28 protein-coding genes are annotated in these 26,655 nt (G+C 69.9%); 13 read left to right on the top strand and 15 right to left on the bottom strand.

The window, feature by feature from the left end; all coding sequences use genetic code 11:
- Positions 1–567 precede the first annotated feature (567 nt).
- The gene (locus tag ACZ7SW_RS21200) at positions 568–930 is read left to right on the top strand and encodes a hypothetical protein (RefSeq protein ID WP_470232142.1); all 363 of its coding nucleotides are present in this window, start codon (positions 568–570) and stop codon (positions 928–930) included.
- A 167-nt stretch (positions 931–1,097) separates the two neighbouring features.
- On the opposite strand, the gene ACZ7SW_RS21195 is transcribed toward ACZ7SW_RS21200, so the two are convergent.
- Together ACZ7SW_RS21195 and ACZ7SW_RS21190 are read right to left on the bottom strand one after the other, a co-directional pair.
- Positions 1,098–2,432, bottom strand: coding sequence for a glycosyltransferase 87 family protein (locus tag ACZ7SW_RS21195; protein ID WP_470232141.1), 1,335 nt, complete (start codon positions 2,430–2,432; stop codon positions 1,098–1,100).
- Between the two features lie 53 nt (positions 2,433–2,485).
- Positions 2,486–3,337: a GGDEF domain-containing protein gene (locus tag ACZ7SW_RS21190; protein ID WP_452077445.1), complete on the bottom strand. Its 852-nt coding sequence runs from the start codon at positions 3,335–3,337 to the stop codon at positions 2,486–2,488.
- 255 nt (positions 3,338–3,592) lie between these two features.
- Here ACZ7SW_RS21190 and ACZ7SW_RS21185 point away from each other — a divergent pair, with 255 nt between their 5' ends.
- The 4 genes from ACZ7SW_RS21185 to ACZ7SW_RS21170 all read left to right on the top strand — a co-directional run bounded on the left by ACZ7SW_RS21185 (position 3,593) and on the right by ACZ7SW_RS21170 (position 7,654).
- A complete protein-coding gene (locus ACZ7SW_RS21185; protein WP_470232140.1) occupies positions 3,593–5,875 on the top strand; it encodes a sigma-70 family RNA polymerase sigma factor in 2,283 nt (760 codons plus the stop codon).
- Between the two features lie 10 nt (positions 5,876–5,885).
- Positions 5,886–6,386 (top strand): GtrA family protein, encoded by a 501-nt coding sequence (locus tag ACZ7SW_RS21180; protein ID WP_470232139.1) that lies wholly within the window; start codon positions 5,886–5,888, stop codon positions 6,384–6,386.
- 37 nt (positions 6,387–6,423) lie between these two features.
- Entirely contained in the window at positions 6,424–6,948 is a 525-nt protein-coding gene (locus ACZ7SW_RS21175) for a GtrA family protein (RefSeq protein ID WP_344288785.1), read from the top strand.
- 106 nt (positions 6,949–7,054) lie between these two features.
- Positions 7,055–7,654, top strand: a complete 600-nt coding sequence (locus ACZ7SW_RS21170) for an HAD family hydrolase (RefSeq protein ID WP_470232138.1) — start codon at positions 7,055–7,057, stop codon at positions 7,652–7,654.
- Here ACZ7SW_RS21170 and ACZ7SW_RS21165 read toward each other — a convergent pair.
- A complete protein-coding gene (locus ACZ7SW_RS21165; RefSeq protein ID WP_470232315.1) occupies positions 7,578–8,861 on the bottom strand; it encodes an ATP-binding protein in 1,284 nt (427 codons plus the stop codon). The two genes, ACZ7SW_RS21170 and ACZ7SW_RS21165, sit on opposite strands and share 77 nt — an antisense overlap.
- Before the next feature lie 12 nt (positions 8,862–8,873).
- On the bottom strand, positions 8,874–9,575 hold the full coding sequence (locus tag ACZ7SW_RS21160) for a response regulator transcription factor (RefSeq protein ID WP_009072764.1): 702 nt from the start codon (positions 9,573–9,575) through the stop codon (positions 8,874–8,876).
- A 42-nt stretch (positions 9,576–9,617) separates the two neighbouring features.
- Here ACZ7SW_RS21160 and hisN point away from each other — a divergent pair, with 42 nt between their 5' ends.
- Entirely contained in the window at positions 9,618–10,409 is a 792-nt protein-coding gene (gene hisN / locus ACZ7SW_RS21155) for a histidinol-phosphatase (protein WP_470232137.1), read from the top strand.
- Here the strand turns inward: hisN and ACZ7SW_RS21150 are convergent.
- The 6 genes from ACZ7SW_RS21150 to ACZ7SW_RS21125 form a co-directional block, all read right to left on the bottom strand.
- A complete protein-coding gene (locus ACZ7SW_RS21150) occupies positions 10,403–10,666 on the bottom strand; it encodes a hypothetical protein (protein ID WP_344288791.1) in 264 nt (87 codons plus the stop codon). The genes hisN and ACZ7SW_RS21150 overlap by 7 nt on opposite strands.
- Positions 10,663–11,484: a TNT domain-containing protein gene (locus ACZ7SW_RS21145; RefSeq protein ID WP_470232136.1), complete on the bottom strand. Its 822-nt coding sequence runs from the start codon at positions 11,482–11,484 to the stop codon at positions 10,663–10,665. The genes ACZ7SW_RS21150 and ACZ7SW_RS21145 overlap by 4 nt, the downstream gene beginning before the upstream one ends.
- Positions 11,485–11,566: 82 nt before the next feature.
- Positions 11,567–12,142, bottom strand: a complete 576-nt coding sequence (locus ACZ7SW_RS21140) for a GNAT family N-acetyltransferase (RefSeq protein ID WP_470232135.1) — start codon at positions 12,140–12,142, stop codon at positions 11,567–11,569.
- Positions 12,132–13,061, bottom strand: coding sequence for a hydroxymethylglutaryl-CoA lyase (locus ACZ7SW_RS21135; protein ID WP_470232134.1), 930 nt, complete (start codon positions 13,059–13,061; stop codon positions 12,132–12,134). The genes ACZ7SW_RS21140 and ACZ7SW_RS21135 overlap by 11 nt, the downstream gene beginning before the upstream one ends.
- Before the next feature lies 1 nt (position 13,062).
- Complete coding sequence (locus ACZ7SW_RS21130) at positions 13,063–13,638, bottom strand: PH domain-containing protein (protein WP_116204771.1); 576 nt, start codon at positions 13,636–13,638, stop codon at positions 13,063–13,065.
- A gap of 83 nt (positions 13,639–13,721) precedes the next feature.
- On the bottom strand, positions 13,722–14,531 hold the full coding sequence (locus tag ACZ7SW_RS21125; protein WP_470232133.1) for a biotin--[acetyl-CoA-carboxylase] ligase: 810 nt from the start codon (positions 14,529–14,531) through the stop codon (positions 13,722–13,724).
- An 80-nt stretch (positions 14,532–14,611) separates the two neighbouring features.
- On the opposite strand from ACZ7SW_RS21125, the gene ACZ7SW_RS21120 reads away from it, so the two are divergent.
- Entirely contained in the window at positions 14,612–15,718 is a 1,107-nt protein-coding gene (locus ACZ7SW_RS21120; RefSeq protein WP_470232132.1) for a C40 family peptidase, read from the top strand.
- Between the two features lie 2 nt (positions 15,719–15,720).
- Here ACZ7SW_RS21120 and ACZ7SW_RS21115 read toward each other — a convergent pair whose 3' ends face one another.
- Together ACZ7SW_RS21115 and ACZ7SW_RS21110 are read right to left on the bottom strand one after the other, a co-directional pair.
- Entirely contained in the window at positions 15,721–16,092 is a 372-nt protein-coding gene (locus ACZ7SW_RS21115) for a nuclear transport factor 2-like protein (protein WP_470232131.1), read from the bottom strand.
- Positions 16,089–16,643 (bottom strand): MarR family winged helix-turn-helix transcriptional regulator, encoded by a 555-nt coding sequence (locus ACZ7SW_RS21110; RefSeq protein ID WP_470232130.1) that lies wholly within the window; start codon positions 16,641–16,643, stop codon positions 16,089–16,091. The genes ACZ7SW_RS21115 and ACZ7SW_RS21110 overlap by 4 nt, the downstream gene beginning before the upstream one ends.
- A 122-nt stretch (positions 16,644–16,765) precedes the next feature.
- Between ACZ7SW_RS21110 and ACZ7SW_RS21105 the strand changes: the two genes are divergently transcribed.
- Positions 16,766–17,290, top strand: a complete 525-nt coding sequence (locus tag ACZ7SW_RS21105) for a hypothetical protein (protein ID WP_470232129.1) — start codon at positions 16,766–16,768, stop codon at positions 17,288–17,290.
- Here ACZ7SW_RS21105 and ACZ7SW_RS21100 read toward each other — a convergent pair.
- The gene (locus ACZ7SW_RS21100; protein ID WP_470232128.1) at positions 17,250–20,177 is read right to left on the bottom strand and encodes a BTAD domain-containing putative transcriptional regulator; all 2,928 of its coding nucleotides are present in this window, start codon (positions 20,175–20,177) and stop codon (positions 17,250–17,252) included. The genes ACZ7SW_RS21105 and ACZ7SW_RS21100 overlap by 41 nt on opposite strands.
- Positions 20,178–20,247: 70 nt before the next feature.
- Here ACZ7SW_RS21100 and ACZ7SW_RS21095 point away from each other — a divergent pair, with 70 nt between their 5' ends.
- From ACZ7SW_RS21095 to ACZ7SW_RS21085, 3 genes are all read left to right on the top strand, one after another.
- A complete protein-coding gene (locus ACZ7SW_RS21095; protein ID WP_470232127.1) occupies positions 20,248–21,108 on the top strand; it encodes an alpha/beta fold hydrolase in 861 nt (286 codons plus the stop codon).
- A gap of 134 nt (positions 21,109–21,242) precedes the next feature.
- On the top strand, positions 21,243–22,079 hold the full coding sequence (locus tag ACZ7SW_RS21090) for an alkaline phosphatase family protein (protein WP_470232126.1): 837 nt from the start codon (positions 21,243–21,245) through the stop codon (positions 22,077–22,079).
- Positions 22,080–22,190: 111 nt separating this feature from the next.
- Positions 22,191–23,027 carry an NBR1-Ig-like domain-containing protein gene (locus ACZ7SW_RS21085; protein ID WP_470232125.1) on the top strand — a complete coding sequence of 279 codons (837 nt, stop codon included), beginning with the start codon at positions 22,191–22,193 and terminating at the stop codon, positions 23,025–23,027.
- Between the two features lie 126 nt (positions 23,028–23,153).
- On the opposite strand, the gene ACZ7SW_RS21080 is transcribed toward ACZ7SW_RS21085, so the two are convergent.
- On the bottom strand, positions 23,154–24,137 hold the full coding sequence (locus ACZ7SW_RS21080; RefSeq protein ID WP_470232124.1) for a GlxA family transcriptional regulator: 984 nt from the start codon (positions 24,135–24,137) through the stop codon (positions 23,154–23,156).
- Positions 24,138–24,207: 70 nt separating this feature from the next.
- Between ACZ7SW_RS21080 and ACZ7SW_RS21075 the strand changes: the two genes are divergently transcribed.
- On the top strand, positions 24,208–24,909 hold the full coding sequence (locus tag ACZ7SW_RS21075; protein ID WP_470232123.1) for an NAD(P)H-dependent oxidoreductase: 702 nt from the start codon (positions 24,208–24,210) through the stop codon (positions 24,907–24,909).
- Positions 24,910–24,940: 31 nt separating this feature from the next.
- Positions 24,941–25,816 (top strand): SRPBCC family protein, encoded by an 876-nt coding sequence (locus ACZ7SW_RS21070; RefSeq protein WP_470232122.1) that lies wholly within the window; start codon positions 24,941–24,943, stop codon positions 25,814–25,816.
- Here the strand turns inward: ACZ7SW_RS21070 and ACZ7SW_RS21065 are convergent.
- Positions 25,813–26,631, bottom strand: a complete 819-nt coding sequence (locus tag ACZ7SW_RS21065) for a GNAT family N-acetyltransferase (RefSeq protein ID WP_470232121.1) — start codon at positions 26,629–26,631, stop codon at positions 25,813–25,815. The two genes, ACZ7SW_RS21070 and ACZ7SW_RS21065, sit on opposite strands and share 4 nt — an antisense overlap.
- Positions 26,632–26,655 lie beyond the last annotated feature (24 nt).

The following is a 26,655-nucleotide window of genomic DNA, read 5'->3' as shown; positions in this document are numbered from 1 at the left end:
CGGCTGGGCGGGAACGGCTAGGCCGGGCGCAGCTGGACTGGCGCGGCTGGGCGGGAACGGCTAGGCCGGGCGCAGCTGGACTGGCGCGGCTGGGCGGGAACGGCTAGGCCGGGCGCAGCTGGACTGGCGCGGCTGGGCGCGGCCGAACGGGAACGGCTGGGGTGTGCGGGCCGGTGGCGGGAACCGGCCGGAGCGGGGCACACCCAGAGAATCGGGCTGAGGCACCCGGCGAATCGGGCTGGCGGAAGCAGCTCGACGGCACCCGGAGAACACCTTTCCCGCCGCGCTGGTCAGTCCGGAGATGGGGATTCGCAGGGCCAGTTCCCCGGCTGGGGTTCGCTGCTCGTCGGCCGGGGACGCCACTCGTCAGCCGGGGTTCACTGCTCGCCAGCCGGGAGTCGCCGCTCGCCAGCCAGGGCTCGCCGCTCGCCGACCGGGGCCTCGCTGCTCCCCGTCCGGGATTCGCTGCCCGTCGACCGGGGTTCGCTGCTCGTCGGCCACCCAAGCGGGCAACACCCGAGTACCGAAACCCCACCCCAAACCGTCCCGCTGCAGCAGGATGGGCGGATGGATTCCGTCACCCTCCCGCATCCGGTTCTTCACGCCCTTCGCCAAGCCAGCCTCCCCGGCGTGGCCACCGGGATGCTCACCGGCGAGACCCGGCCGCTGGCCTTTCCCCCGGGATTCGGCGACGTGCTCGCCTGGCTCTGGACCACGGACTCGAACTCAGCCGTCATCTACCTCGCCGAGCTGATGAAGCAGCTCCGTGAACGGCACCCGCTCGCCAAGATCGTCACGCCACCACTGCAGTTCGACGAGTTGCTCACCGCAGCCCGCGCGTGTCTTCCGGACGACTTCGCGCACGCCGATCTGCTGATCCGCCACACCCGCACCGCACTGGGCGACTTCTACGGCGGCTCCGCGGAGTAACAGGGCTCACTATTCGGTTGGTCTGCCCGAAACAAACGCCGGAGCAGAACGATGGCCGTGCCCGTCCGCGAGTCAGGCTCCGGACGGCCGCGTAACCACCGCGATCCAGACAGTAACCGCCACCACCGACAAAAACCGCGAGCAAGCCGCTGACCAGCGCAGGAACGCTACGGAGACTCCCGTTCAGCCCGGTTGCGAGCACGCCGCTGCAAACCCCACCGCAGCACCAGCGCGACGGCCAGCACGACCGGCATCAGGATGTAAGCGTCGCCGAGAATGTTCTGCCACACCTTCCAATGCAGCTCGACATTCCGGCCGTTCGGCAAGATCAGCAGCACGCAACTGACGAACACGAACGCCACCAGGAACGTCCCCAGCCACCGTTTCCACGCGGTCGCCGGGGTGGTTTTCGGCAGTCTGGACACCAGGAGCACGACCAGCGGCACGACCCAGACCCAGTGGTGCGTCCAGGAAATCGGCGAGATCAGCAGGATCCAGAACGCCGTGACGAGCAGCGCGGCCAGCGCCTGCCCGCGCCGGTGGAAGCGGAACATCAGCCACAGCGCCGGAATCGCCAGCACCAGGCCGATGACGGTCGCCGCGCTGGAGGCCCACGGGGCCAGGTCGGTGGCGCGGTTCATCAGTGCGTTCAGGGACTGGTTGCCCGCCCAGTGCACCGGGCCGATCCGGCCGGTGTCGGGCAGCGTTTTGGTCCAGTATTTCCATGAATCGTGCGGGTTGATCAGGAACAGCAGCGCTTGCATTCCGACAAACGTCGCGAGTCCGCGCAAAGCGTCTTTCCAGCGGCCGGTGACGAGCAGGTGGCCGAGAAAGACAATGGGCGTCAGCTTGATCGCGGCCGCGAGCCCGACGAGCACGCCGCCCCAGCGGCTGCCGCGCGCGCCGATGACGAGCATGTCCAGCAAGACCATCGCCATCAGGATCAGGTTGATCTGCCCGAGGAAGATCGTCCGCCACACCGGTTCGAGGCCGAGGAAGACCAGGAAGAACACGATGGTCGACCGCGCGGGCGAGGCCCACCAGCGGGGGCCGTCGGCGGCCGGGCGGGGCAGCGCGCCGATCGCGATCCGCACCGACAGCGCGAGCGCGCCGAGCGACACCACGGTGAGGAAACCCCACGCTACCTGCACCGGGACGAGCGCGAGCGGCGCGAACAGCAGCGCCGCGGTCGGCGGGTAGGTGAACGGCAGCAGCGCCCAGCCCGGTTCGGTGGGCAGCGTGTTCGCGTCGTAGAGGTTGTCCCCGCGCAGCAGCTGCAGCGCGCCTGCCCGGTAGACCGCGCTGTCCACGCCGAGGTTCCAGTCGTGCGTCCAGCCCCAGAACCCGACCGCGATCGCGAGCAGCGGGAACACCGCGAAGATGAGCATCGAACGCGGACGCACGGACAGCCGTGCCAGAGATCGGCGCAGAGCCAGCCTAGGCTGCCCGGATCGATTCACCGGAGCGTCGCCGTCGGCAGCGGAGGGTACGGTCCTGGTCACCACACCAGGAAAGCACGAACGCGGGAACGCTGGCCGGGAAGGGGGACCGGGGATCAGCTGTGCGCCAATTCCGTCAGCAGTTCGCAGGCCCGGTCGTGCGTCCCGGGAAGCCTCACCGCCGACACGAGCGGACGGGCGACATCGCGCAGCTGTGGATCCACCGAAAGGCGTTCGTTGAGCGCTCTTCGCAACGCGACCCCACGGGTGGCCAGGCGTTCGTTGCGTTCGGCCAGCACCGCGACCGCGGACGGGCCGATCGTCGCGTAGCACTCGCCGGTGTCGAATACGGCTCGGACGGCGTCCGCGGCGAGGATCATCGCGGTCAACCGGGGCCAGCCGGACACCGCCGTCAGGTCCAGCGACACGGTGAGCAGCACGTTCGCTTCGCTGACCCCGCCGCGGTAGATCTCGCCGAGCCGGGTCCGCAGGTACGCCGCGGACGGCAGGCCGGTGAGCGGATCGGTGACCTCGGTGTGCACGAGCTGATCGGTGGCGACGTCCGCCCAAGCCAGCGCCGTCACGCGCAGCAGCCGGGCAGGCGTGGCGTCGACGTCCGGCGCGACGAATCCGTCGACCGCGTCCGGGTCGGCGAGCACCGCGTGCAGGGCGGCCAGGTCGGACAGCGTTTCCGACAGCCCCGCTCCCGCCGCGGCCCGCGCCCGGCCCAGTCCGGCCAGCGCGTTCTCCGCGCCGGTCGAGCCGTGCCGCACGACTGCCGCGCACACCGCGTCGACTTCGGGCAGTGCCCAATCGCTCGGGAAACGCCAGCCGGCCGCGAGGCTGGCTGTTCGCCAGCGAGCTCGCAATGCCCGCAAATGGCGGTCCCGCTCGAACCGCGCACGCGTCTCGTCCCCCGACGAGTCGCCTGCGGAGCCGAACCGCGCCCCGGTCGCCGGTACGTCCACCGAACCCCCAGCTCCTTCCGGTATCTGTCGATCTTGTCCCCAATCACGGAGGGGACGCGGGGGAACTCCTCTCGTGACGCGTTTTCCCCGATCTTTTTCGCCTAATCACCAGACGAGAAGGTGAACTCGTTGGGCCTACTGAGGCATCTGTCGGACCACGGCGTGACGAGTGTCGCCGCATCCGTCACACTTGGTGTGCGTTGTTAGGAGTAAGGCGCGTGGAGTCCGCCGCGCGCGCAGCCTCAAAGGAGCCCCGTGTCCACCGTTCCCGCCGATCTCTCCGGAAAGAGTGACGCCGAGCTGATCGCAGAGGTGCGCGCGGGAAAGATCGCGTCCTACGGTCCGCTCTACGAGCGACACAGCGGAGCCGCGCACAACCTCGCCCGCCAGCTCGCACGGTCCAGCTCGGAGGCCGACGACCTCGTTTCAGAGGCGTTCTCGAAGGTTTTGGACACGCTGCGTGGCGGGAAGGGCCCGGACAGCGCCTTCCGTGCGTACCTGCTTACCGCGTTGCGTCACACCGCGTATGACAAGACTCGCCGCGACCGCCGGATCGACCTCAACGAGGACATGAGCGACGTCGGCGGGGCCGCGGGCGAAGCGCTCACCGTGCCGTTCTCCGACACCGCCGTCGCGGGCCTCGAGCGCACGATGGCCGCGAAAGCGTTCGCACGGCTGCCGGAACGCTGGCAGGCAGTGCTGTGGCACACCGAAATCGAGCAGCAGAGCCCGGCTGAGGTCGCGCCGCTGCTCGGGCTGACCGCGAACGGCGTGTCCGCGCTCGCGTACCGCGCCCGGGAAGGCCTTCGCCAGGCGTATCTGCAGGTCCACCTGCAGGAAAACGGTGCGGACCGCTGCCGCGCGACGGCCGAGCGGCTCGGGGCCTGGACGCGCGACGGGCTGTCCAAGCGCGAACGCTCGCAGGTGGAGAACCACCTCGACGAATGCGACGAATGCCGGATGCTGGCGGCCGAACTGGCCGACGTCAACGGCAGCCTGCGCGCGATCATCGCCCCGATCGTCCTTGGCGGTGCCGCACTCGGCTACCTGGCCACGATCGGCGCGGCCAAGGCGAGCGCGGCTACCGCCGGTGCCGCCGCGGTCGGTGCCGGCGCGGCGGCGGCTGGCGGAGCCAAGGCGGGCGTGGCGGCAGCTGCGTCCGCGCCGCGGCAGTTCGCCGGGGTCGCCATGTCCGGGGCCGCGATGGTGGCCGCCGTGGCGGTCGCACTGGCGGCGGGCGGTGGAACCCAGACCATCCCGGCTGCTCAGCAGGCTCCCGCGCCGCCGGCCGCCGCGCCAGCGCCCGCACCCGCACCTGCGCCGAAGCCCGCTCCCCCAGCTCCTCCAGCCGCGCCACCGGCCCCGCAGGCGCCGCCGCCTGCTCAGCCCGCGCCTCCGGCGGTGCCGCCGCCCGCGGCGCCTCCGGCCGCACCGCCAGCACAGCAACCAGCCCCGAACCCGCCTGCCGGGAAGCCCGAGCTGTCCACGTCCCTGCCGCCAAACGGGGTCGAACTCCAGCCAGGCGGCGGGCCGGTCGCGCTGCCGATCACCGTGCGCAACAGCGGCAACTCCGTGTCCGACCCTGTCCAGGCGACGCTGGACCTGCCGCCTGGCGTGCGAGCTGTCCAGGCGAACGGCGGCGGCGCGGTCGGTGCGTACTCCAGCGAAGCGGCCGCGCAGTCCGGGCCGATGCAGGTCGCGTGCCCGGGCGGCACGGGCACGGTCACGTGCAAGACCGGCAGCGGATTGCAGCCCGGCCAGTCGGCGGTGTTGATGTTCCGGTTGCAGGCGGACGAGAACGCGAAGGGCGGCGAGGTCAAAGGTTCGGTCACTGCGGGTGTTTCGGTGAAGGTCGACGTCAATGTCCGGGTGAAGGTCAATCCTCCGAAGGACGCCCTGTCGCTGGCCGCCGAGGCACACGGCCTGCCGTGGAAGCTGCGTCCGGAGATCCAGGCCGACGTGGTGAACACGGGGCAGAGCACGAAGCCCGTCACGATCACCCTCGACCACCAGTCCCGGTGGCAGTTCAGCGTGAAGCAGTTCAAGTGCGCGTCCGACGATTCGAGCACGAGCTGCACCAGCGCCAAACCGCTGGCTCCGGGCGAGGGCGCGAGGCTGTGGATTAGCGTGGAGCGCGAGCCTTTCGACGGCCCGCTTACCGTCACCGTCAACGCGTCGCTCGGCGCTGCCTCGGCGAAGTCGGTGTCGCTGCCGCTCGGCTGCTGGTGGAACATGTGCCACGAGCCGACGATCGGACCGCTCTCGTCCACGTCGGTGCCGCTGCCGCCGACGTCGTCGCCGTCGACCTCGAAGAGCCACGCGCCGAGTTCGTCCAAGCACCCGAAGCCGAGCAGCGCTCCGCCGATCTCGACGTCGCCTGACGACGAGACGCCGGATCCGACGTCGAGCAGCCCGTCCGCCACCACGAGCGCCCCGCCGAACCCGGGTTCGAGCAGCAAGCCCGGCAAACCCGATAACCACGACAAACGCCCGCCGTCGGTCGAACCCCGGGGGTTCTTCGGCTGGTTCACGGAGTAGCGTCCGACGGGTGCGCGAACTCCTGGCGAAGCACCGTGAGCTGGTCCGTTTCGCCCTGGTCGGCGGCACGAGCTTCGTCATCACGCTGACGATCACGTATGTCCTGAAGTTCACCGTGCTGCGGACCCATCCGGTCACCGCGCTGATCGTCGGTGTGCTGGTCGCCACGATCTTTTCCTACGTCGCGAATCGCGAATGGGCCTTCCGCACTCGCGGCGGCCGGGAACGCGCGCACGAGGCCGCACTGTTTTTCCTGATCAGCGGGGTCGCGCTCGGGCTGAACGCGTTGCCGCAGTGGGTTTCGCGGTACGTGCTTCAGCTGCAGGTGCCGCACCTGAGCGTGGTCGGCACGGAGATCGCCGACTTCGTGAGCGGGATGATCATCGGCACCCTGCTCGGGACGCTGTTCCGCTGGTGGGCGTTCAAAAAGTGGGTCTTCCCCACGGAGGGCGCCCGGCCGGAACCGCGGCGGAATGACAATCCGGATATTCCGGACCGTAAGGCCGCCTGAGACCTGGGGTGACCTCGAATTCTCTAGACTGCGATACGTGACCGTCGTCGAAACCGTGCTCGCCCGCACCCCCGAGCCATTGCGCTCCGTGCTCGTGAAGCACCGGGAGCTGCTGAAGTTCGCGATCGTGGGCGGCACGACCTTCCTGGTCGACAACGGCGTCTGGTACCTGCTGAAGCTCAGCGTGCTGGAGTCGAAACCGACGACGGCGAAGGCGATCGCGATCATCGTCGCGACGATCGTGTCGTACGTGCTCAACCGCGAATGGTCGTTCCGCACCCGGGGCGGCCGCGAACGCGCCCACGAGGCCACGCTGTTCTTCGTGATCAGCGGGGTCGCGGTGGTGGTGAACCTGATTCCGCTGCTGATCTCGCGCTACTGGCTGCACCTGGAAGTGCCGAACGTGTCGCGGTTCGTGCAGGAGGTCGCGGACTTCGCGAGCGGGTCGATCATCGGCATGCTGCTGGCGATGGTGTTCCGGTTCTGGGGATTCAAGAAGTGGGTTTTCCCGGATGAGCTGGGGGAACGGCGGAAGGACGGGGTTACCCGGCTTCCCCGGTGACCCGGCTGGCGCTGTTCGACCTTGACGACACGCTGACCGATCTCAGCGGTGCGTTTCCCGCTGGGCCGGGGAATTCGTCGCGCAGTACCGGCTTCCCGAGGACGCGGTGGCCTGGTTGGTCTCCGCGCGGCGCGGAGGTCCGATGGACCGGTTCTTCGCCGAAGTACGGCAGAGGCTCGCTCTAGCCGGGCCAGCTGAACAGCTGTGGGCGAACTACCGCGCGAGGATCCCGCAACTGGTGCGGCTCTTCCCGCACGCGCTGGACGATCTCAGTACCCTGCGCGCCGCCGGGTGGCGAATCGGCATTGTCACCAATGGTATGCAGGACAACCAATTAGCGAAACTCCAGCGCACCGGTCTCGCCGAAGAGATCGACGGTTACTGCGTTTCCGCCGCCGTCGGCCTGCGCAAACCGGATCCACGTATCTTCCACCGAGCCGCGCAGAACTGCGGAACCACGCTGTCACCCGACGATTGGCTCATCGGCGACAGCCCGAGCCTCGACATCGCGGGCGGGCATCACGTCGGAATTCGCACCCTCTGGATCAGCCACCACCGCGCGTGGCCGCAAGATCCGCAACCACCCCACCGCACCGCACCTGACCTGCGGCAAGCCGTCCGCGTCCTGCTCAGCGAGGAACCGGCTCCGCGGGCCACCGCAATTCCCCCACCTCATCCGGGCGCGGAACCTTCAAGAACAGACTGAAAATCGCCGGACGCTTATTCGACAGTTCCAGCCGTCCGCCGTCCGCCTCGACGAGGGCGCGTGCCAACGCCAAGCCGACCCCAGTCGAACCGCCGCCGGAAAAACCGCGCTCGAAAATATGTGGTGCGATTTCGTCCGGCACTCCAGACCCGGTATCCGCGACCTCGATCACCACTGTCCCCTCCGCGTCGCCGCGGCGGGCGGACAGCGTCACGGTCCCCGCGCCGTGGCGGAGGGCGTTGTCCAGCAGCACCCCGATCACCTCGCGCAGCCGCGCCGGAGTCACTCGCACCATCAAGCCGTCCGCGACCTTCAGGCGTAAATTCCGGCCCTCGACCCGCAGCAGCTGACGCCATTCCTCCGCGACCGCGGGCAGCGCCACCGGCAGGTCGACCGGCTCGGCGTCCACCTCGCGGGCGGCGCGGGCGGCGGCCAGCAACTCGTCCAGGGCCTGGGCCAGGCGGTCCGCCTGCTCCTGCGCGGCCCGGGATTCCTCGGCGACGTCGGGGTCTTCATGGCCGGTCAGCGGTTCCAACCGAAGCTGCAGAGCGGTCAACCGGCTCCGCAGCTGGTGCGAGACATCCCCGACCAGCTGCCGTTCCCGCTGCACGAGCTGTGCCAAGGCGGACCCCGACGTGTCCAGGGCCTCCGCGACCATGTCCAGTTCAGCCACGCGATACCGGCTCGGGTCGGGGCGGAAATCGCCGCCGCCCAGGCGGGACGCGCGGTCTGCGACGTGCCGCAGCGGTTTCGCCAGGCGGCGCGCGGTCACGGTCGCGACCACCGTGCCGGTGCCGACCGACAGCACCACCAGCAGCACGACCAACAGCGTCACCTGCGTCTGCTTCGTGCGCACCGGACCGCTCGGGATCGCCAGCATCACCGTGCCGCTGCGCGCGGTCGGTACCGATTCGACCACGGGATTCGGGCCGGGGTTCGCGCCGAGATGCTTTTCGCTGAAACCCTCGGCGCGCACGATCAGCATGCCGCCCTCGGGAACGCCGACGCGGAATTGCTCCAGGTCGATTTCCTGGCCGTTCGCGACCTGCGTATCGACCGTCGCGGCGATGTTGCGAGCTCGTTCGGCCAGGCTCTCCCGGTTGAGGTTCTCCACCAGCCGCCACGCGGTGACGCCGAGCGGGATGCCCAGCACGGCCGCGGTGACCAGCACGGCGAGGAGGATCGCCAGCAGGATCCGGCGGCGCATGCTCATCGGCGGCTACTCGACATTGAACCGGAACCCGACGCCACGCACGGTCGCGATGCGCCGTTCGGCGTCGGAGTGCGCCGGTTTCGCCTGCCTGCCCGCGGCCTCGTCGGCGGCGACCGCGAGTTTGCGGCGCAGCCAGGACATGTGCATGTCGAGCGTCTTCGACGTCTTGGACTCCAGGTCGTTCCACACCTCGGCGAGGATCTCGTCGCGGCTGACGACCTGCCCGGCGCGGCTCATCAGCACGCGCAGCAGCTCGAACTCCTTGTTCGCCAGCTGCACCTCGTGCGAGTCCACTGTGACCAGTCGCGCGCCGAGATCCATCCGGACACCGCCGGCTTCCAGCACCTCCGGCACCCGGCGGCGCAGCAGCGCGCGGATCCGCGCGAGAAGCTCCGCGAGCCGGAACGGCTTGGCCACGTAATCGTCCGCGCCCGCGTCGAGGCCGACGACGAAATCGACCTCGTCGGTGCGCGCGGTGAGCATCAGGACCGGCAGTTCGGTACCGCTCGCGCGCAATCTGCGGCACACCTCCAGCCCGTCCATCCCGGGCAGTCCGAGGTCGAGCACGAGCAGGTCGACGCGGTGCGCGGCGGTCGCGGCCAGTACCGCCGGGCCGTCGGTGACGACCTCGATCTCGTACCCCTCCCGGTGCAGTGCGCGCGACAGCGGCTCGGCGATGGCCGGATCGTCTTCGGCAAGTAGGACCATGCTCACCTGGCCAACCTTACGGCGAACGGGCGTGAAACCATCGTGACCGTGCCTGCCTACTCGGATGACCTCGCTCTCGCCACCCGGCTGGCGGACGCCGCCGACGCGCTGACCACTGCCCGCTTCCGTGCGCTCGACCTCACGGTGTCCGCGAAACCGGACCGCACTCCGGTGACCGACGCCGACACCGCCGTCGAAGACGCGATCCGCGAAATCCTCGCCGCCGAACGGCCTGGCGACACCGTCGCGGGCGAGGAACGCGGCGGCACCGCGGGCACCGAGGGCCGGGCGTGGGTGATCGACCCGATCGACGGGACCAAGAACTTCCTGCGCGGCGTCCCGGTGTGGGCGACGCTGATCGCGCTCGTCGAGGACGGCACACCGGTGGTCGGCATGATCAGCGCGCCGTTGCTGGGCCGACGCTGGTGGGCCGCGCGCGGCGAAGGCGCGCATCTGCGAGACGCGGCCGGCGAACGGCGCATGTCGGTGTCGAAGGTGGCGACGCTCGGCGACGCCTATCTGTCCACGACGGACTTGAACAGCTGGACCGAGTACCACTCCCGCGAGAAGTACCTCGCACTCACCGAGGCGTGCTGGGAGTCGCGCGCGTTCGGCGATTTCTGGAGCCACTGCCTCGTCGCCGAGGGTGCGATGGACGTCGCGGCCGAGTGCGTCGTGAATCCGTGGGACGTCGCCGCCGCACAGGTGATCGTCACCGAGGCGGGCGGCCGGTTCACCGATCTTTCCGGCGCGGAGACTTACGAAGGCGGCTCAGCGCTGTCCACGAACGGCCTGCTGCACGACGAGGCGCTGGCGATCCTGCGCCGTCAGTGAGCGCCGGGCAGCACGCCGACCGCGCCACGCGCCACCTGTGACCAGGTCAGCCTGCCGAAGAGGTAGTGGCAGGCGACCTGTTCCGAGGTGAACGCGGCCCAGTCGTAGCGGTTGCCCTGCTCGCGCCAGAACACTTCCCAGCCGCCGTCGGACGTCGGCAGCAAGCACCACGTGTTGTCCGCTTCCCGGCCGATCGACACGACTTCCTCGGGTACTCCGATGACGTCCAGCCATTTCCGAATCGACTGGGTGTTCATCGTGCCTCCCGCGTGACATCTACCAGGAATCCCAGCGTGACCAGTTCGTCCGCGGAGAGCACCGCACGGTAGCGGATTCCGCCGCCCGGCCCGTCGAACCACTCCGCCGACGTGGCTTGCCACACCGGCATCGGCTTCAGCACGCGGTATCGGCGGTAACCGGAACGCAGCGCGGCGGGCGGCAAAGCGCGCTCCGAGAACGGCGTGCCGTCCGGCGCGAACACGCGGCCGTGGTCGCTGCCGAAGCGGTCCAACAGCGTGTTTTCCGGCAATACCACCGGATTCGGCTCTTCGACGCCGCCTTCCGGGCACCGCTCCGCGGGCGGCCACACGTATTCGGCGCCGACCACGAACCGGCGCTCCCACTCCGGGCCCTCCGGCGGCGCATAGCCTTCGGTGACCGCCTCGGGCGGCTCCGGATCCACCGGCGGCGCGGGCGAACGGCGGAAGCCCTGCTTGACGTATCCGAGCACCGCGCTGTCGTCGAGCAACGCCGACTCCGGATGGTCGAACAACGGACGCCGCACTCCCTCGGCGACCGCTTCCGAGGGGAGCGGCAACTGCCGGTCCGGACGGTCCGCGGCCACCGGCAAATGCCCGAGCGGGAACATGTGGACCGCGAACAGCGCCAGCACGCTTTCCCGGTCCGTGCGCGGAGAACCGACCGGCGGACGGCTTTGCCCGGGCAGCACGCCGGTGCCCGCGGGCGGGGTGGGCACCTCGTCGAAGCCGCGCTCGAGCAACCCGCCGTACTGCACGGGCACGCGCACCGGGCCGGTGGCGACGTCGGTGTCTGCGGGTTCGGGCTGATCGGACACTGGCACCCTCTTCTCGGTCGTGCCGGCACCGGGTCGGACGCCCGCTCGCGCCGAAAGGTTCCAGGCGAGCGGGAAACCCACCTTATCGGGCGACCGGGATGCGCCGTCGCACCAACGCGCGGGCCGGGCCGCGCTCCTCGACCAACTCGAAGCCCGCGTCGGTGAACATGCCGATCGTGCCGTGGTAAAGATCGGCGGCGGAACGCGTCGTGTCCGACACCGGATACCCCTCGACGCTTTCCGCGCCCTGCTCGGCGGCATAGTCCACGGCGGCCCGCAGCAACGCCGTCGCCAGCCCTCGCCGACGGCCGCGCCGGTGGATGTAGAAGCAGGTGATCGACCAGACCGCGCCCGGTTCGTCCGACGCCATCACGCGCGACCGAGCCAGCCGCGGATTGTCCTTCCGCGGCGACACAGCCACCCAGCCCAGCGGCTCACCGTCGATGATTCCCAAGAGCCCCAACGGTTTCCCGTCCTGCGCCTCGCTTCGGACGTGCTCCTTGCGACCCTCGCGGCCGGCGGCCTTGTAGTCCGGGCCGCTGAGCCGGAAGAACGCACACCAGCAGCCGCCCTGCACGCCGCCCGGACCGAAGAGCCGCTCGAACAACGGCCAGGTCTCCGCCCCGAGCGGGACGAATTCGGGAGCGTTATCCGGCAAGCGCGTTCACGACCCGCGACGGCGACGGGCGGCCCAGCTGCCCGGCCATCCACACGCTGGTCTCCACCAGCTTGCCGAGATCGACGCCGTGCTCCACGCCTAGCCCTTCCAGCAGCCAGACCAGATCCTCGGTCGCCAGGTTGCCGGTCGCCGACTCCGCGTACGGGCAGCCGCCGAGACCGCCGGCCGACGAGTCCACAGTGGACACCCCGGCGCGCAGCGCGGCCTCGGTGTTGGCCAGCGCCTGGCCGTAGGTGTCGTGGAAGTGCACGGCCAGTGCCGACGTGTCCCCGAACGCCTCGATCAACCGGGTGACCTGGTTCGTGGTGGCGACGCCGATGGTGTCGCCGAGGGAGAGCTGCGAGCAGCCGAAGTCGAGCAGCCGCTTGCCCGCCCGCACGACCTGCTCCACGTCGACCACGCCCTCCCACGGGTCGCCGAAGCACATCGACAGGTAGCCGCGGACCTCGAGGCCCTCCTTGCGGGCCCGCGTGACCACCGGTTCGAACATGCCGAACTGGTCGTCGAAGGTCGAGTTCAGGTTGCGCTGGGCGAAGGTCTCGGTGGCGCTGGCGAAGATCGCGATGTGGTCGACGCCCGCGTCGAGCGCGCGGTTGAGGCCGCGGTCGTTCGGCACCAGCACCGGGTAGCGGACGCCGTCGTGGCGGTCGAGCCCGGCGAGCAGCTGTTCGGCATCGGCGAGCTGCGGCACCCACTTCGGGTGCACGAAGCTGGTCGCCTCGAGAGTGGTCAGCCCGGAGCCGGCGAGCCGGTCCAGGAATTCGAGCTTGACCTCGACCGGCACGACCGAGCTCTCGTTCTGCAGCCCGTCGCGTGCCCCGACCTCCCAGATCTCGACCCGCGGCGGCAGTCCGCCCGCGGGGACCCGTTCCGGCAGGCCGACCTCTCGAGCACCCACGTCAGCGTCTCCTTCCGCGCGGTTCCCGGCCGCGCGGGGGCAGAGGTTCGGTGTCCTGCGGACCGGGCGCGCCGTGGTAGTCGTCGTAGGGATTGTCGTTGACTTCGCGGTAAATGACCGTGTGCACGTGCTCGACGTGGGGAATGTCATCGAAGCGCAGCGGCTCGTCCGAGGCCGACTCGATGATGAGCGTGCCGCAGCCGAAGATCCGGTCCATCAGGCCGTGCTCGAACTGCACGCTGTTGATCCGCGACAGCGGGATGTCGATGCCGGTGCGCTTGAGCACGCCCTCGCGCGCGATCAGCCGGTCAGTCGTCACGATGAAGTGCGTCGTGCGCCAGCGGACCAGCGGCGCGAGGAACAGCCACACCACGAAGATCAGCGCCACCGCGGCGACCGCGATCATTGTGATGTTGTTCCACGGCCCGGCGAAGTCCTTGGCGACCACGAACAGCCACACCGCCGCGCCGACGGTGATCACGAACGCCAGGAACGGGAAGATCAGCATCTTGAAGTGCGGGTGGCTGTGCACCACCACGCGTTCGTTCTGGCTGAGCAAATCGTCCGGATAGGCCACGGCGGGCGCTCCCCTGCGAATGTGTGCCGGTGTGGTGGATCCACCGTACCGGCGCGAGCCCCGCGCGGGCGCGCCCGTTCCGGTCAAGCAGGCCGAACGTGCACCACATCACCGGCGAAAACGGTCAGCCGCCGCCCGTCCGGGACGTCGACCTGCAACTGGCCGGACGCGTCCAGGTCCGCGGCGCGGCCGGTGAGCGTCGACCCGTCCGGCAGCTGCACCTGGACGTCCTGTCCGAGCGTCGCGCACCGGGCGCGGTAGTCGCCGAGCAAACCGGCCTCGGTGAGGTCGCCGCCCGCCGTCCGCCAGCGGCGTTCGAGGTCGTCGAACCTGGTCAGCAGGCCGAGCGCGACCTCGGTGCGGTCGGTGGTCGTCGCGCCCTGCTCGGCGAGCGAGGTCGCGGGCAGACCGCCCGGACCGGCCGGGACGTCGTCGCCGAGAGGCAGGACGTTGAGCCCGATGCCCAGCACCACGGCCGCGTCGCCGGTGCCGACAGCCTCGGCGAGGATGCCCGCGCACTTGGCCCGCTCGGGCCCGGCGAGCACGTCGTTAGGCCATTTGAGGGCGACGTCGGCGCCCAGATCGGTGGCGAGCGCGTGCACCGCGAGACCAGCGACCACAGACAGTGAACCGAGCGCGGAGAACGGCACGCCCGCCGGGCGCAGCGCGATGCTCAGGTACAGCCCGGCCCCCTTCGGCGAACTCCACGAGCGAGCCCGCCGGCCCACTCCGGCGGTCTGGTGTTCGGCCAGCAAAACGGTCCGGTCCTCCGCACCCCCGATGAGGGCTTCCCGCAGGTCGGCGTTGGTGGAACCGGTCGTCTCCACGACGTCGAGGCGGGCGTAGCGGCCGCCGAGTCCGTCCCGCAGCCGCGCCGCGTCGAGTTCAGCCATGTGCCCACAATATGAGAGTCCCCCTAACGTGCAAGCCGTTCGCTCGTTACCCAGAGGTGCGCTCTTCTAGATTGGACGCCGTGACGCCGGAGAACCCCACCGCCGACGCGCCGCCGAAGCCCGCCTGGGCTCGCGGCGCGCTGCATCGTGGCCTCGTGGCGTTGCCGCTGGTCGCCGGACTCGCCACCGCGGGCTGGCTGGTCGCCGGACGCGATCAGCCCGCTCCCGTTCCGGCGCAGGCCGCGCTCACCGCGCCAGTGCCCACGCAGACCGTCAGCGGTCCGTCGGTGCTGCAGGCGAGCGCCCCGGTGCAAGCGCAGGAACCGGCGCAGGGCGCGGCTGGCGGAGGCGGTGGTCCGGCTCCGCTGCAGAAGTGGGCGGATTCGCTCGCCGGGCCGCTGGACATCCCGTCCCCCGCGTTGCTCGGGTACGCGAACGGCGAGCTGACCATGCGCAAGGAGCGCCCGGACTGTCACCTGTCGTGGGTCACGCTGGCGGGCCTCGGCGTCGCCGGCAACAACCACGGCCGCGGCGACGGTGCCGCGATGGGGCTTTCGACGCCGCAGTGGAAGAAGTACGGCGCGCAGATTCCCGGCATCGCGAACCCGGCGCTGTCCGACCCGTCGGCCGCGTCGGTCGCCGCGGGCCGCGCACTGTGCGCGAGCGGCGTCGACCTGTCCGCGGGCAATGGCTGGTGGAAGGCCCTCGCCGGGTATCAGAACGGCAGCGGCATGGAGCTGTTCCGGCAGCGGGTGCTCGGCTACGCCCAGCTGTACGCGACGCTTTCCCTTGACCCGGCGAAGTCGAACGCGCCGTCGGTGCGCGCCGCTCGGTTCGCGCTCGGACAGCTCGGCCTGCCGTACGTGTGGGGCGGCAACGGTCCCGACGCGGGCGCGGCCGGGTTCGACTGCTCGGGTCTCACCAAGGCTTCCTACGACAGCGCCGGGGTTTCCTTGCCGCGCACGGCGGACAGCCAGTTCCGTTCGATGCCGCCGGTTCCGGGAGGGCAGGAACCGCAGCTAGGCGATCTCGTCTTTTACGGCAGCCCGGCGCACATTCACCACGTGGGGCTGTATCTGGGGAACGGCCTGATGATCAACGCGCCGACCGAGGGCCAGGCGATCCAGATCCACACGTTCCACCGGCCCGGGGACGACTACGCCGGGGCGGGGCATCCGGCGAACTGACCTCAGGCGGGTCCGGCCGCGGCCATCACGGCGTGCCACGGGGTCGCGTCGAAAATCAGCAGGATCGACGTGATGCGCCCGTCGGTGACACGGAAATGTTCGGCGGTGCGCTGGATGCCGACCGGCGAGGCGGTATGCACGTCGTAGACCAAGGTGGCTTCGGCGTCGCTGTACAGCTCGCTGATCAGCTCGACGCCGGTGACGATGGACAGCATTCCGTCGATTCCGTCGAGGTGGCCCGTCGCGCTTTCCGAGGCGATGAACGGGCTGCGGAAGCGAAAACCCTCGCCGATCTGGGCCGCGGCCGCCGCGATGTCGCCCCGGAACCGGGCTTCGTGATAGGCCCGGACCGTGCGCCGGGTTGCCGCGGTCATGGTGTCTCCTGGGAAAGTTGCTGCTCGATCTGGCGCTGGTTTTCCGCCAGGCGAAGGCACAGGTGCCGGTACTGGGCGAGTTCTTCCGGGCTGAAGCCGCGGAACAGGGCGGCCATCGCACGTTGCGCCGGTTCGCGGAAGGAAGCCAGCCATTCGCGACCGGCAGGCGTGATCCTGGCGCGGACCGACCGGCGGTCGTGCTGGTCTTGGACGCGTTCGGCCAGCTGATCGCGGGCGAGGGTGTCGACCAAGCCGGTGATGTTCCGCGAACTGACCCCCGCGGCGCGAGCGAGCTCGCCGATGCTGAGGCCCGTTTCGGGACCGGTGCTCAGCCTGGCGAGGACATCGAGCGCTCCCGTGCTGAGACCGCGTCCGCCCGCACCGTGTCCGCGCAGCCGGTCGACTGCTTGGGCGGCGGAGCGGATCGCCGCGGCTGCTTCCAACGCGAGAGTGTCCCCGCCCAGCGCGAACGCGCTCATCGCTTCCCGGACGCCTGGGTCGTAGAGCAGACCCGCCGCGTCCGTGGCCGAGGATTTATGTACGTCATTCACAATGAAGGCATTCTATACTTAGGCGGAGCGCTCGGCGCAAGCGGCAATATTCCCGTTTTCGCACGCAGCGCCCGTCTGCCGCTTATGCTCCGGGGCATTCTTCCTGACGGGAAAGGCACGCCATGTCCGCTCGTATGCTCCCTTTGCTCGCCGTAGGCGCTGCCCTCCTGATCAGCAGCTGCTCCGGCGAAAGCAACGGCACTGCCGCTCCCGCGCCTTCGACCGCACCCGCGTCCTCCTCGGCGCCGAAGCCCTCGCCGTCTCCGTCTACCTCTGCGGCACCCTCGTCGTCGGCCGCGGAGACGACCGACGGTGACGCGGTCGAGCGGTACGAAGCCTTCATGCACGCCGCGGGCAAGGAAGACCTCGCGACGGTCTGCGAGATCGCCGGTCCGGCCGCCAAGAAAGCGGAGAGCGAGGGCATGGGCCCGTGCGAGAAGACCATGCCGATGGCGTTCCAGCTAATCTCCCCGACCCAGAAGAAGGCCCTGCAGACCGCCACGGTCGACCGCTCCAAGATCAAGGAGGGGGCCAAGAAGGTCGAGATCCCGGCGCGCGCGGTGAGGGCCTCCGTCAAATTCACCGACAGCGACCTCGGCGACGCGGTTATGGAGAATCGCGGCGGCAAATGGTACGTAGTCGACTGACCCAGTGCGCAGCACCGGCGCGGCGGGCCACTTCGGCGGCCTTGCGGTAGTGCTCTTCGGGCGGCAATCCCAGTCGGACGGCCAGCTCGCCCAGGTAATAGGCGACCGGGCCCAGCGTCACCACACCGGAACCGGCGCCCGCCAGTTCGTTCTCCGCCGGGGCCAGTCGCGCATAAAGCTCACCCGCGTCTCCGGTCGAGAAGATGAGGCAAGCGCGCAGTTCCAGGAACAGGTCCGGGCGATCCGGCGGGAGCGTGAAGTCCACTGCGGACTCAACCCTGTGTTGGACGTAGAGGCAATGTCGGGCCAGCGGCAGCAGGCCACGGTCCACTCCGGACATTCCGCTGCCGGACAATCGCGCCGCAGCACTGCGGTAGGCAGCTTCCGCGGCGGCGACCGGGCCGGTGACCGCCAGGCGGAGCGCGCGGTACCAGTCGGTGAACACGCTGACGAGCGGGAGGTCATACTGCTCCCCCAGCCGATCCGCCGCAGTCGCGTGGGTGTCGGCGGCGGCGAAGTCGGCGAGTGCGGAGCGGGCCTGCATCAGCACCAGGTGTCCGAGCACCTCGAACGTCACCAATCGGTGCCGGGCAGCGAGGTCGACCAGTTCTTCGCCGATCCGGGCACGTTCCGGAGCCAGGCCAGCGCGGGTGAAGGTCTGCGTCCAGCGGGCGTTCAACGCCAACGAGAGCAGCGCCGGGTCCTCGACAGATCGCGCCAGTTTCTCCGCTTCGACGGCCGCGTCGTGGGCGCGTTGACCACCTTCGTTGCGCAGTTCCAACGCGATGGTCGCGAGCAGCCGGGCGCGTACGCGCGGATCGGTGGTGTGGACGCGTTCGGCGGCGTCGGCGATGCGGCGGGCCAGCACCGGATCGTCGTTCTCGGTCCAGATTCCCGGTACGTCGAAGGCGGTCAATACCCGGATGGTCAACGCGGAATCGTCGGCGGCGAGGTCGAGCGCCTCGGCGCGGTAGCGGCGCGCGGCGGCCAAGGAACCGGTGAACGCGGAGGTCCGCGCGAGTCCCATTAGCAATTCCACGGTGCGCGGTCCTTGTGCCAGTGCGGCTTGCCAGAGCCGAAGTGCTTCGTGGGGCGCGAAATCCCGCTCGGCGCGTTCTGCGGCTGCTTGCGCGTAGGCGGTGCCGCGGTCGTCTCCGGCGAGCAGGAAATGGTGGGCCAGCAAGGAAACCTCGGAAGGCCGACGACTCGCTAAGACCTCGCCGACCTCACGGTGCAGCTGTGCGCGCCGAGCCAGCGAAAGGTCGTCGTACACGGCGTCGCGGACCAGCGCGTGCGCGAACCGGAATGCTCGCGGCCCGCTCTCGGTCAGAAATCCTGCCTGTACAGCGGTTTCCAGCTCGTCGAGGACGTCGCCGAGCAGGCCGAGGTCGACGTCCGCTCCGATTACCGCTGCTTTTCCGAGCACCTCACGCACGTGGTCGGGCAACGCGGCGATCCGGTTCCGGACGACGTCGCGCACTCCGTCCGGAAGGTCGCCTTCAGCATCCAGGGCACGGGCGAGTTCCTTGACGAAGAACGGATTTCCGCCGGATCGCCGGTGAACCACCGCAGCGGACTCGGCACCCACCAACTCGGCCACCGCCTCGACCGAAAGCCCGCTCAAATACAGTCGAACCGGGTCGGCCCGCGCGAGCCTGCCCAACGTCGCGGTCAGTTCGGCGGAGACTTCGGTGGTTCGATACGTCGCGACCAGGAGCACCGATTCCGCGGTCATCGAAGTAAGCAGCGCCAGAGTTTCCTCGCTCGCCCAATGCAAATCGTCCAGGACGAGCAGCAGTGGACCCCGACGCGCCACCTCGGCGATCCGCGCGGTCATCGCCTGATGCCATTCGAACCGCGCCACCGCCGGATCTCCGCCCGTCGCCCGCGGCGGGACCGGTTCGCCCAGCGCGGCGAGAATCCGCGTCCACGGCCAGGCGGGCGGCACCCCGGCACCGTCCGGATTCACGCCCCACGCCGTGGTCCAGCCCAGCCGCGCGGCGAATTCCTCCGCCAGCGCGGTCTTGCCCGCGCCCGCCTCACCGGACACCAGCACGAGCCGGAATCGCTTGCGGTCAGCCACTTCCGCCGCGACTTCGGCAAGCCGCGCCAGCTCCGATCCTCGCCCGGCCAACCGACCGGGAACCGACGGCGCCAACTGCGGGGCCTGGGCGAGGATGTCCTGCTCCACCTGCCGCAACGCGGGACCAGGATCGATCCCCAGCTCCGCCGCCAGGCCAGTCCGCGCTCGACGCAACGCGGCAAGCGCGTCACCCTGACGTCCGGCGCGGTACAACGCGAGCGCCAGCAGCCGCCACGCTTCCTCGCGCAGCGGATGAGCGTCCACAAGGGACTCAAGATCCGGCACCGCTTCGGCGGCGCGGCCGAGATCCAGCAGCCCGGCCGCCCGTCGTTCGAGCGCGAGCAACCGAAGTTCGGCTAGCCGAGCCCGTTCGGCGCGTGTCCACGGTTCGTCGGCGAACTCCGCGTACGGCTCGCCCCGCCACCAGCCGAGCGCTTCGTCCAGCTGCGCGACAGAAGGCGTCCCTCGCAGCAACGCCTCGAACCGCCACGCGTCGACCTGCTCCGGATCAGCGCGCAGCGCATACCCCGGCCCCTCGGTGACCAGCAGCTTCGCGGGCGTCCGCGGCGGACGGTCCGGTTCGAGCGAACGCCGCAGCGCGCCGACGAAGGTCTGCACCGCGCCGACCGCGCCCGCCCGCGGCTCGGTCCACAACGCATCGACCAGCGCGTCCGTCGAAACCACCTGCCCGCGGGCGACGAGCAGCCGCGCAAGCACCGCGCGATGCCGCGGCCCGGGCAACGGCACCGGCCCACGCGCGTCGTGGGCCGTCAGCGGGCCCAGCACCGAGAACGAGATGGTCATCGGTTCCGTACTGTAATCAGCTCGGTCGATGCTGATCGGTTGCTGATCGGCCCGGCGCACGCTGGGTCGCATGAACTTCGACTACCAGCGGGTGCCCGTCTCCGGCGGCCTGTCCCTCAACGTGGCGGTCGCGGGCTCCGGCTCGCCGGTCGTCCTGCTGCACGGCTTCCCGCAGACCCACCTGATGTGGCGGCACGTCGCCGCCGACCTCGCCGCCGACCACACCGTGTTGTGCCCCGACCTGCGCGGTTACGGCGACAGCGACAAACCCGACGACGACGGTCAGACCTACTCGAAGCGCACCATGGCCGCCGACGTGGTCGCCCTCGCCCGCGCCTTCGGACACGAGCGCTTCGCGCTGGCCGGGCACGACCGCGGCGCGCTCGTCGCGATCCGCGCCGGCCTCGATCACCCGGACCACGTGTCCCACCTGGCCATCCTCGACGTGCTGCCGACGCTGGACATGTGGGACGTGCTGCACGGCGTCAGCGCGGCCGTCGCCTTCCACCTCTACCTGATGGCGCAGCCGCCCGGCCTTCCCGAGCAGCTGATCAGCGGTGCCCCGGACGCGTTCTTCAGCTACTTCCTCGACCAGTGGGGCGCCGACCCGGAAGCCATCCCAGCCGACATCCGCGCCCGGTACCTCGAAGCGAGCCGGAACGCGGTCCCGTCGATCGTCGCCGACTACCGCGCCTCCGCCGGCATCGACGTCGAGCACGATCGCGCCGACCGGGACGCGGGCAACCAGCTGAAGATGCCGACCACCGTGCTGCAGCAGGATTGGGGCGTCGCGCTGGGCTATGACGCCGTCGCGCTCTGGCGGGCGTGGGCAACGGACCTCGTGCACGAAACCGTACACAGTGGACATTTCATGGCCGAGACTTTCCCTGCCAGCGTTACGAAATCACTGCGGGACCTGCTCGCACGCTGACCCTTCGAAAGTCGTGCCCCGGACGAGTGGTCGCCAGTAATTCACCCACCGACCGCTCTCCGGGACACCTTCGCCGTGGCACGGTCTATGCCGCTCCCACCTGAGCGCATTTCCCGACCGATCTTGGAGGACCTGTGTTCCGCAAGCGGATCGTGGCCGCCGTCGCGACGGCAATTCTCGGCGCGGCAACCGCCGCCCAACCAGCCTCAGCAGCGGCGTCCGTGCCCACCTTCGACCACGTCGTGCTCGTGATGTTCGAGAACGAGTCGTCGACGTCGATCGACTCGACCACCGCGCCTTACTTCGCCTCGCTCGCCGCGCAGGGCGCGAACTTCACCGACTCCCACGCGCTCACCCACCCGAGCCAGCCGAACTACGTCGCGCTGTTCTCGGGCGACACCCAGGGCGTCACCGACGACGCCTGCCCGCAGAACCTCGGCGCCGTGGACAACCTCGGTTCGCAGCTCGCCGGCGCGGGGAAGACCTTCACCGGCTACTCGGAGTCCATGCCGTCGGACGGCTACACCGGCTGCTCGTCCGGCGAGTACCGGCGCAAGCACAACAGCTGGGTCGACTTCTCGAACGTGCCCGCGTCGAGCAACCTGCGCTACTCGCGGTTCCCGTCGGACTATTCGCAACTGCCCAGCGTCGCGTTCGTGACCCCGAACATGTGCAACGACATGCACGACTGCTCGGTCGGCACCGGCGACACCTGGCTGAAGAACAACCTCGACGGCTACGCCCAGTGGGCCAAAACGCACAACAGCCTGCTGATCGTGACGTTCGACGAGGACGAAGGCACCTCGACGAACCAGATCTACACGAGCTTCACCGGCGCGCACGTGAAGCAAGGCGACTACTCGGAGACGATCAACCACTACACCGTGCTGCGCACCATGGAGGCCGCCAACGGTCTTCCCGGGATCGGCAACGCGGCGAACGAGACGCCGATCACCGACGCCTGGCAGTGACGCGCGCCGGTCGCGGCCGCCTCGCCGGGGCCGCGACCGGGGTGCGCCCAGCTGTGCCGAACTGGAATGTCAGACTGGTCCGACCAGCGGATCTGACAACCAGGGAGAGCGATGGGCGACGGGCAATCTGCCGCCGCGGTGCTCTCCGCGGAACTGGCCGCGCTGCGCGCGCGGGCCGGGAATCCGTCGTTTCGCAAGATGGCCGACCGCTCCGGGCGGATCTCGCACACCACGCTGCACGAGGCGGTTCGCGGCACCCGGTTCCCGTCGTGGGACACCACGCGCGAGTTCGTCCGGGCGTGCGACTCGGACGAACAGCCGTGGCGGCGACGCTGGGAAGAACTGAAGGGCGTGCCGCCGGAACCCGAGGTCCCTATCGCCGAACCGGCCGAGGTCGGGATCGTCAAAACGGCCGCGATCGCGTCGGCGGAACCGGTGCTCATCACCTCGGACCCGGTCGCCCCGGAGAAACCCCGCCGCCGCAAATACGCGCTGGCCGCGGTCGCGTTCGTCGTCGTGCTGCTCGCCGCCGTCGCCGCGATTGTGGTGCCGAAGCTGAACAACGGCAGCATGGTCGACGTCGGCGCGCGAGTCTCCGGAGACAACTCCAAGTTCGTCGGCGACGTGACCGTGCCCGACGGCACCGTGCTCCACGTCGGCGAGACGGTCCAGAAAGTGTGGGAACTGCAGAACACCGGCTCGGTGCCCTGGCACCAGCGGTACCTGCAGCGGATGGACCTGCCGCCGAGCCCCGGCTCCTGCCGCACTCCGGACCGGGTGCTGGTCGGCGACACCCCGCCCGGCGACCACGTGATGGTGAGCATCCCGTTGACCGCTTCGGCCGCGCCGGGACGCTGCTGGATCGGCTGGAAGATGGTCGACGCGAACGGCGCGGAGTTCTTCTCGACCCGCCGTCCGGTGTACGTACTGGTGACGGTCGTCTCCTGACGCCTGTCAGATTCTGTAAGACCAGGTCACCGGGGTACCGAACACCCCAGCCCGCTCGCCAGGATGAGTGCCGCTGGGGGTCGGTCCGTGGCAGCTCGCGAACAGCGCTGCCACGGACCGCCGCATTCAGGCCGGACGGCGGAACGTGGTCCGGTAGGCGCTCGGCGAAACCCCGAGCGCGGCTTGCAGGTGCTGCCGCAGTGAGGCCGCCGTCCCGAATCCGCACGCCGCGGCGACCCGGTCGACCGGCAGCTCCGATTCCTCCAGCAACTGCCGCGCGCGCTCCACTCGCTGTTGGGTCAGCCACTGCAGCGCGGACATCCCGACCTCGTCCCGGAACCGCCGGGTGAACGTCCGGGTGCTCATCGATTCGCGCACCGCCAGGTCGCGCAACGTGATCGGCTGGTCGAGGTGTTCCAGCGCCCACGCCCGCGCGGCCGAGGTGGACGACGACCGCGGCTCCGGCACCGGACGGCGGATGAACTGGGCCTGACCGCCTTCGCGATGCGGCGAGACGACCGTGCCGCGGGCGACCTCGTTGGCGACCGCCGCGCCGAAGTCGCGGCGGATCAGGTGCAGGCAGAGGTCGATGCCGGACGCGACGCCCGCCGAGGTGAAGACGTTGCCGTCCTCGGTGTAGAGCACGTCCGGGTCGAGCTGCACGCGCGGGTATTCGAGCTGGAACTCGCACGCTGAACGCCAGTGCGTGGTCGCGCGGCGGCCGTCGAGCAGGCCCATCGCGGCGAGCACGTACGCGCCGGTGCAGATCGACGCGATCCGGCTGTCCGGGCACACCAGGCTCATCGCGTGCTTGAGCTGCGGGGTCAGCTGCCGTCCGGTGGGCTCGTACTCGAGCGACGACGCGGGCACGATCACGGTGTCGGCCTCGGCCACTGCCTCCGGCCCCTGCGCGACCGGGATGGTGAAGTCCGAATCGGTGCGGATGTCGCCAGGCTCCGGAGTGCAGGTGACGACCTCGTACAACCGCTCGCCATCAGCGGTTCTGGCCTGGCCGAACAGCCGGTGGACGATGCCGAGTTCCATCACGAGCATGCCGTGCCGCACCAGCACCGCGACCTTGTGCCGCTCCGGATGACGAAAAACAGCCATGGCCCGATTCTTGCACAAGGTGGCCATCGGGCCACTGTTTTGGGCGTTTCGCCGGTTGCACCCTGGCCTTATGAACGTCTTGTGGATCTACGCCCACCCCGACCCCTCATCGCTCAACGGCGCGCTTCGCGACGAGGGCGTCACCACGCTTCGCGACCTCGGCCACGACGTGCGCGAATCCGATCTCTACGCGATGCGCTGGAACCCGATCGTCGACGAGATCGCGACCGTGCCCGAGGACGTCCGGATCGAGCACGAAAAGCTCGACTGGGCGGACACCGTCGTCGTCCAATTCCCGCTCTGGTGGGCGGATACCCCAGCCATCCTGAAGGGCTGGTTCGACCGCGTTTTCGTGCAGGGATACGGCTACGACTACCGCGACGAAACCGGCCACACCCTGCGCTACGGCAACGGCGTGCTGGCCGGCAAGCGCGCGATGGTGATCGTCACCGCCGGAGCGCACGAGGACAGCCTCGGCCCGCGCGGCGCGCACGGTTCGCTGGACGACCTGCTGTTCAACGTCCAGCACGCCACGCTCTTCTACACCGGCATGACGGTCCTCCCGCCGCTCAAGGTGACCGGCACGAATCGGATGACGCCGGAGAAGTTCGACTGCGTCGTCGAGCAGCTGCGCAAACGTTTGCACTCCCTGGAAACGACCGATCCGCTGCCGTACCGCACGCAGGACGGCGGAGACTACGACCGGCGACTCGTCCTGCTTCCCGAGGTCGCCCCAGGTCAGACCGGGTATGCGGCACACCTGACGGCTTGACCCGTATATACCTCCGTGGTTATATACGGGCATGGCGATCCTGCGAACCACTCCTGGCGGACGACCGAGCGTGAAACTCGAACGGACCCTGGCCCATCCGCCGGAGAAGGTGTGGCGCGCGGTCACCTCGCCCGAGGAGCTGGCGCATTGGTTCCCGGCCGCGGTCACCCTGCCGGAAACCCCGGCGCCAGGCGGGAAGATCACGTTCACCTTCACCGAAACCGGAGACGTCAGCGAGGGCGAGATCGTCGGCTACCGGCCGCCGGAGGTCTTCGAGTTCACCTGGAACTCGGACCTGATCCGGATCGAGGTGTCGGCCGACGGCACGGGCAGCAAGCTCGCGTTCACGCACGTCTTCAACCGCGGCGAGCCGGACCTCGCGTTGCTCGGCGCGGGACGGCACGTCACCGGCTGGGTCGCCTGCCTGGACTCCCTCGAAGCCGCGCTGGACGGCCGGACCCCGGAACTGCCGACCGACTGGCACTCGCGGATGGTGCACTACATCGAGGAGTTCGGCCTGGAGGACGGCGAAGTCCTGGACGGCGGGACGATCCGCTTCCGCCGCGACCTGGTCTGGCCGCCCGCCGAGGACGTCTGGAAGCGGCTGCCCCAGCCGGAAGACGGGGCGGAGGTGCTGGAGTCGCGGTCGCCTGAGGTGCTGGCCCACACCTGGCTGCACGACGGGAAACCGGCCGGGCGCGTGCGGTGGGAAGTGACCTCGGATCCGCTGGACGGCGTGCGGGCGGAACTGACCCAGACCGTTCCGGCGGAGCTGGCCGATCAGCTGCCGGACTTGCTGACGGCACGGCATGAACAGCTGAACGCGTTGTTCGCCGGGACGTTCAAGGTGGAACTGGAGCCGTGGTCGGCGGAGCGGCGGGCCGAGGTCAGGAAGCGGTACAGCTAGCCGAGAGCGGTGTTGTACGGCGAAAACCGCATCTCGGCCGGGCCTGGCAACGCTTTTCCGTGCAGGACCAGTCGCGGGGCCGGACCGTGGACCGCCAGCCCGCGCGCCTCGCACCACGCCGACAGCTCCGGGAACCGGTGGTCCACCGCCAGCCGGAGGTCGCCGGACGTGGTGCGGGCGATGCCGCGGATCAGGGCGCGGGCTTGGTCCTCGTCCGCGGCCACTACCGGACCGATCACCAGCACCCCGGCTTGCGCGGTGCCGAGCGCGTAACCGTCGTCAGTCACCTGGACGTGATCGGCCTCGAACAGCATGCGGTTCAACAACTCCCGCCGCGCGAAGCCTTGCGACGCACTGTCCAATTCGTACACTCGCGGCACGTCCGCCGGACCGATCGGCCGCGCCGCCGGGCCGTCGTCGTCGGTGAAGCGGCCACGATGGTCGTTGCAGCCGCCGTCGAACTCGAAGCCCATCGATTCGTACAGCGGACGCGCGTTTTCCGTGGTGTGCAAGGACACCACGGCGTCACCGGCTTCGTCCAGCGCCTGCTCCGTCACGCGACGGCCGAGCCCCTGACGCGCGAACCGCTCCGCGACGACGACCATCGAGACGCTCGCGGTCGGCCCGGTCCGGGTGAGCACCGCCGCCGCGGCGAGGCCGCCGTCCGGGGCGTCGATGCCGAATCCGCGGCCGACGTCCAGGAGCATCGCCCATTTCCGTTCCTCGCGCGGCCACCCGCGATCGGTTCCGAGGTCGAGGCAAGCGGACAGGTCGGCGGGCCCGAGCGAGCGGACCGGGGCGTCGGCGAGCAGCACGCTGCCCACCCTAGGCCCGACAAC

It is taken from the genome of Amycolatopsis sp. NPDC114484 (genome assembly GCF_055633755.1).
The sequence above is the reverse complement of the archived record's forward strand: the minus strand, read 5'-3'. Positions and strand labels throughout refer to the sequence as shown.

Coding starts and splice junctions, on each gene's coding strand:
- ACZ7SW_RS21105 (WP_470232129.1), top strand. CDS start 16,766: ATGTCCGCTCGTATGCTCCCTTTGCTCGCCGTAGGCGCTGCCCTCCTG.
- ACZ7SW_RS21115 (WP_470232131.1), bottom strand. CDS start 16,092: ATGACCGCGGCAACCCGGCGCACGGTCCGGGCCTATCACGAAGCCCGG.
- ACZ7SW_RS21150 (WP_344288791.1), bottom strand. CDS start 10,666: ATGAACACCCAGTCGATTCGGAAATGGCTGGACGTCATCGGAGTACCC.
- ACZ7SW_RS21095 (WP_470232127.1), top strand. CDS start 20,248: ATGAACTTCGACTACCAGCGGGTGCCCGTCTCCGGCGGCCTGTCCCTC.
- ACZ7SW_RS21100 (WP_470232128.1), bottom strand. CDS start 20,177: ATGACCATCTCGTTCTCGGTGCTGGGCCCGCTGACGGCCCACGACGCG.
- ACZ7SW_RS21200 (WP_470232142.1), top strand. CDS start 568: ATGGATTCCGTCACCCTCCCGCATCCGGTTCTTCACGCCCTTCGCCAA.
- ACZ7SW_RS21085 (WP_470232125.1), top strand. CDS start 22,191: ATGGGCGACGGGCAATCTGCCGCCGCGGTGCTCTCCGCGGAACTGGCC.
- ACZ7SW_RS21125 (WP_470232133.1), bottom strand. CDS start 14,531: ATGGCTGAACTCGACGCGGCGCGGCTGCGGGACGGACTCGGCGGCCGC.
- ACZ7SW_RS21080 (WP_470232124.1), bottom strand. CDS start 24,137: ATGGCTGTTTTTCGTCATCCGGAGCGGCACAAGGTCGCGGTGCTGGTG.
- ACZ7SW_RS21165 (WP_470232315.1), bottom strand. CDS start 8,861: ATGCGCCGCCGGATCCTGCTGGCGATCCTCCTCGCCGTGCTGGTCACC.
- ACZ7SW_RS21070 (WP_470232122.1), top strand. CDS start 24,941: ATGGCGATCCTGCGAACCACTCCTGGCGGACGACCGAGCGTGAAACTC.
- ACZ7SW_RS21160 (WP_009072764.1), bottom strand. CDS start 9,575: ATGGTCCTACTTGCCGAAGACGATCCGGCCATCGCCGAGCCGCTGTCG.
- ACZ7SW_RS21075 (WP_470232123.1), top strand. CDS start 24,208: ATGAACGTCTTGTGGATCTACGCCCACCCCGACCCCTCATCGCTCAAC.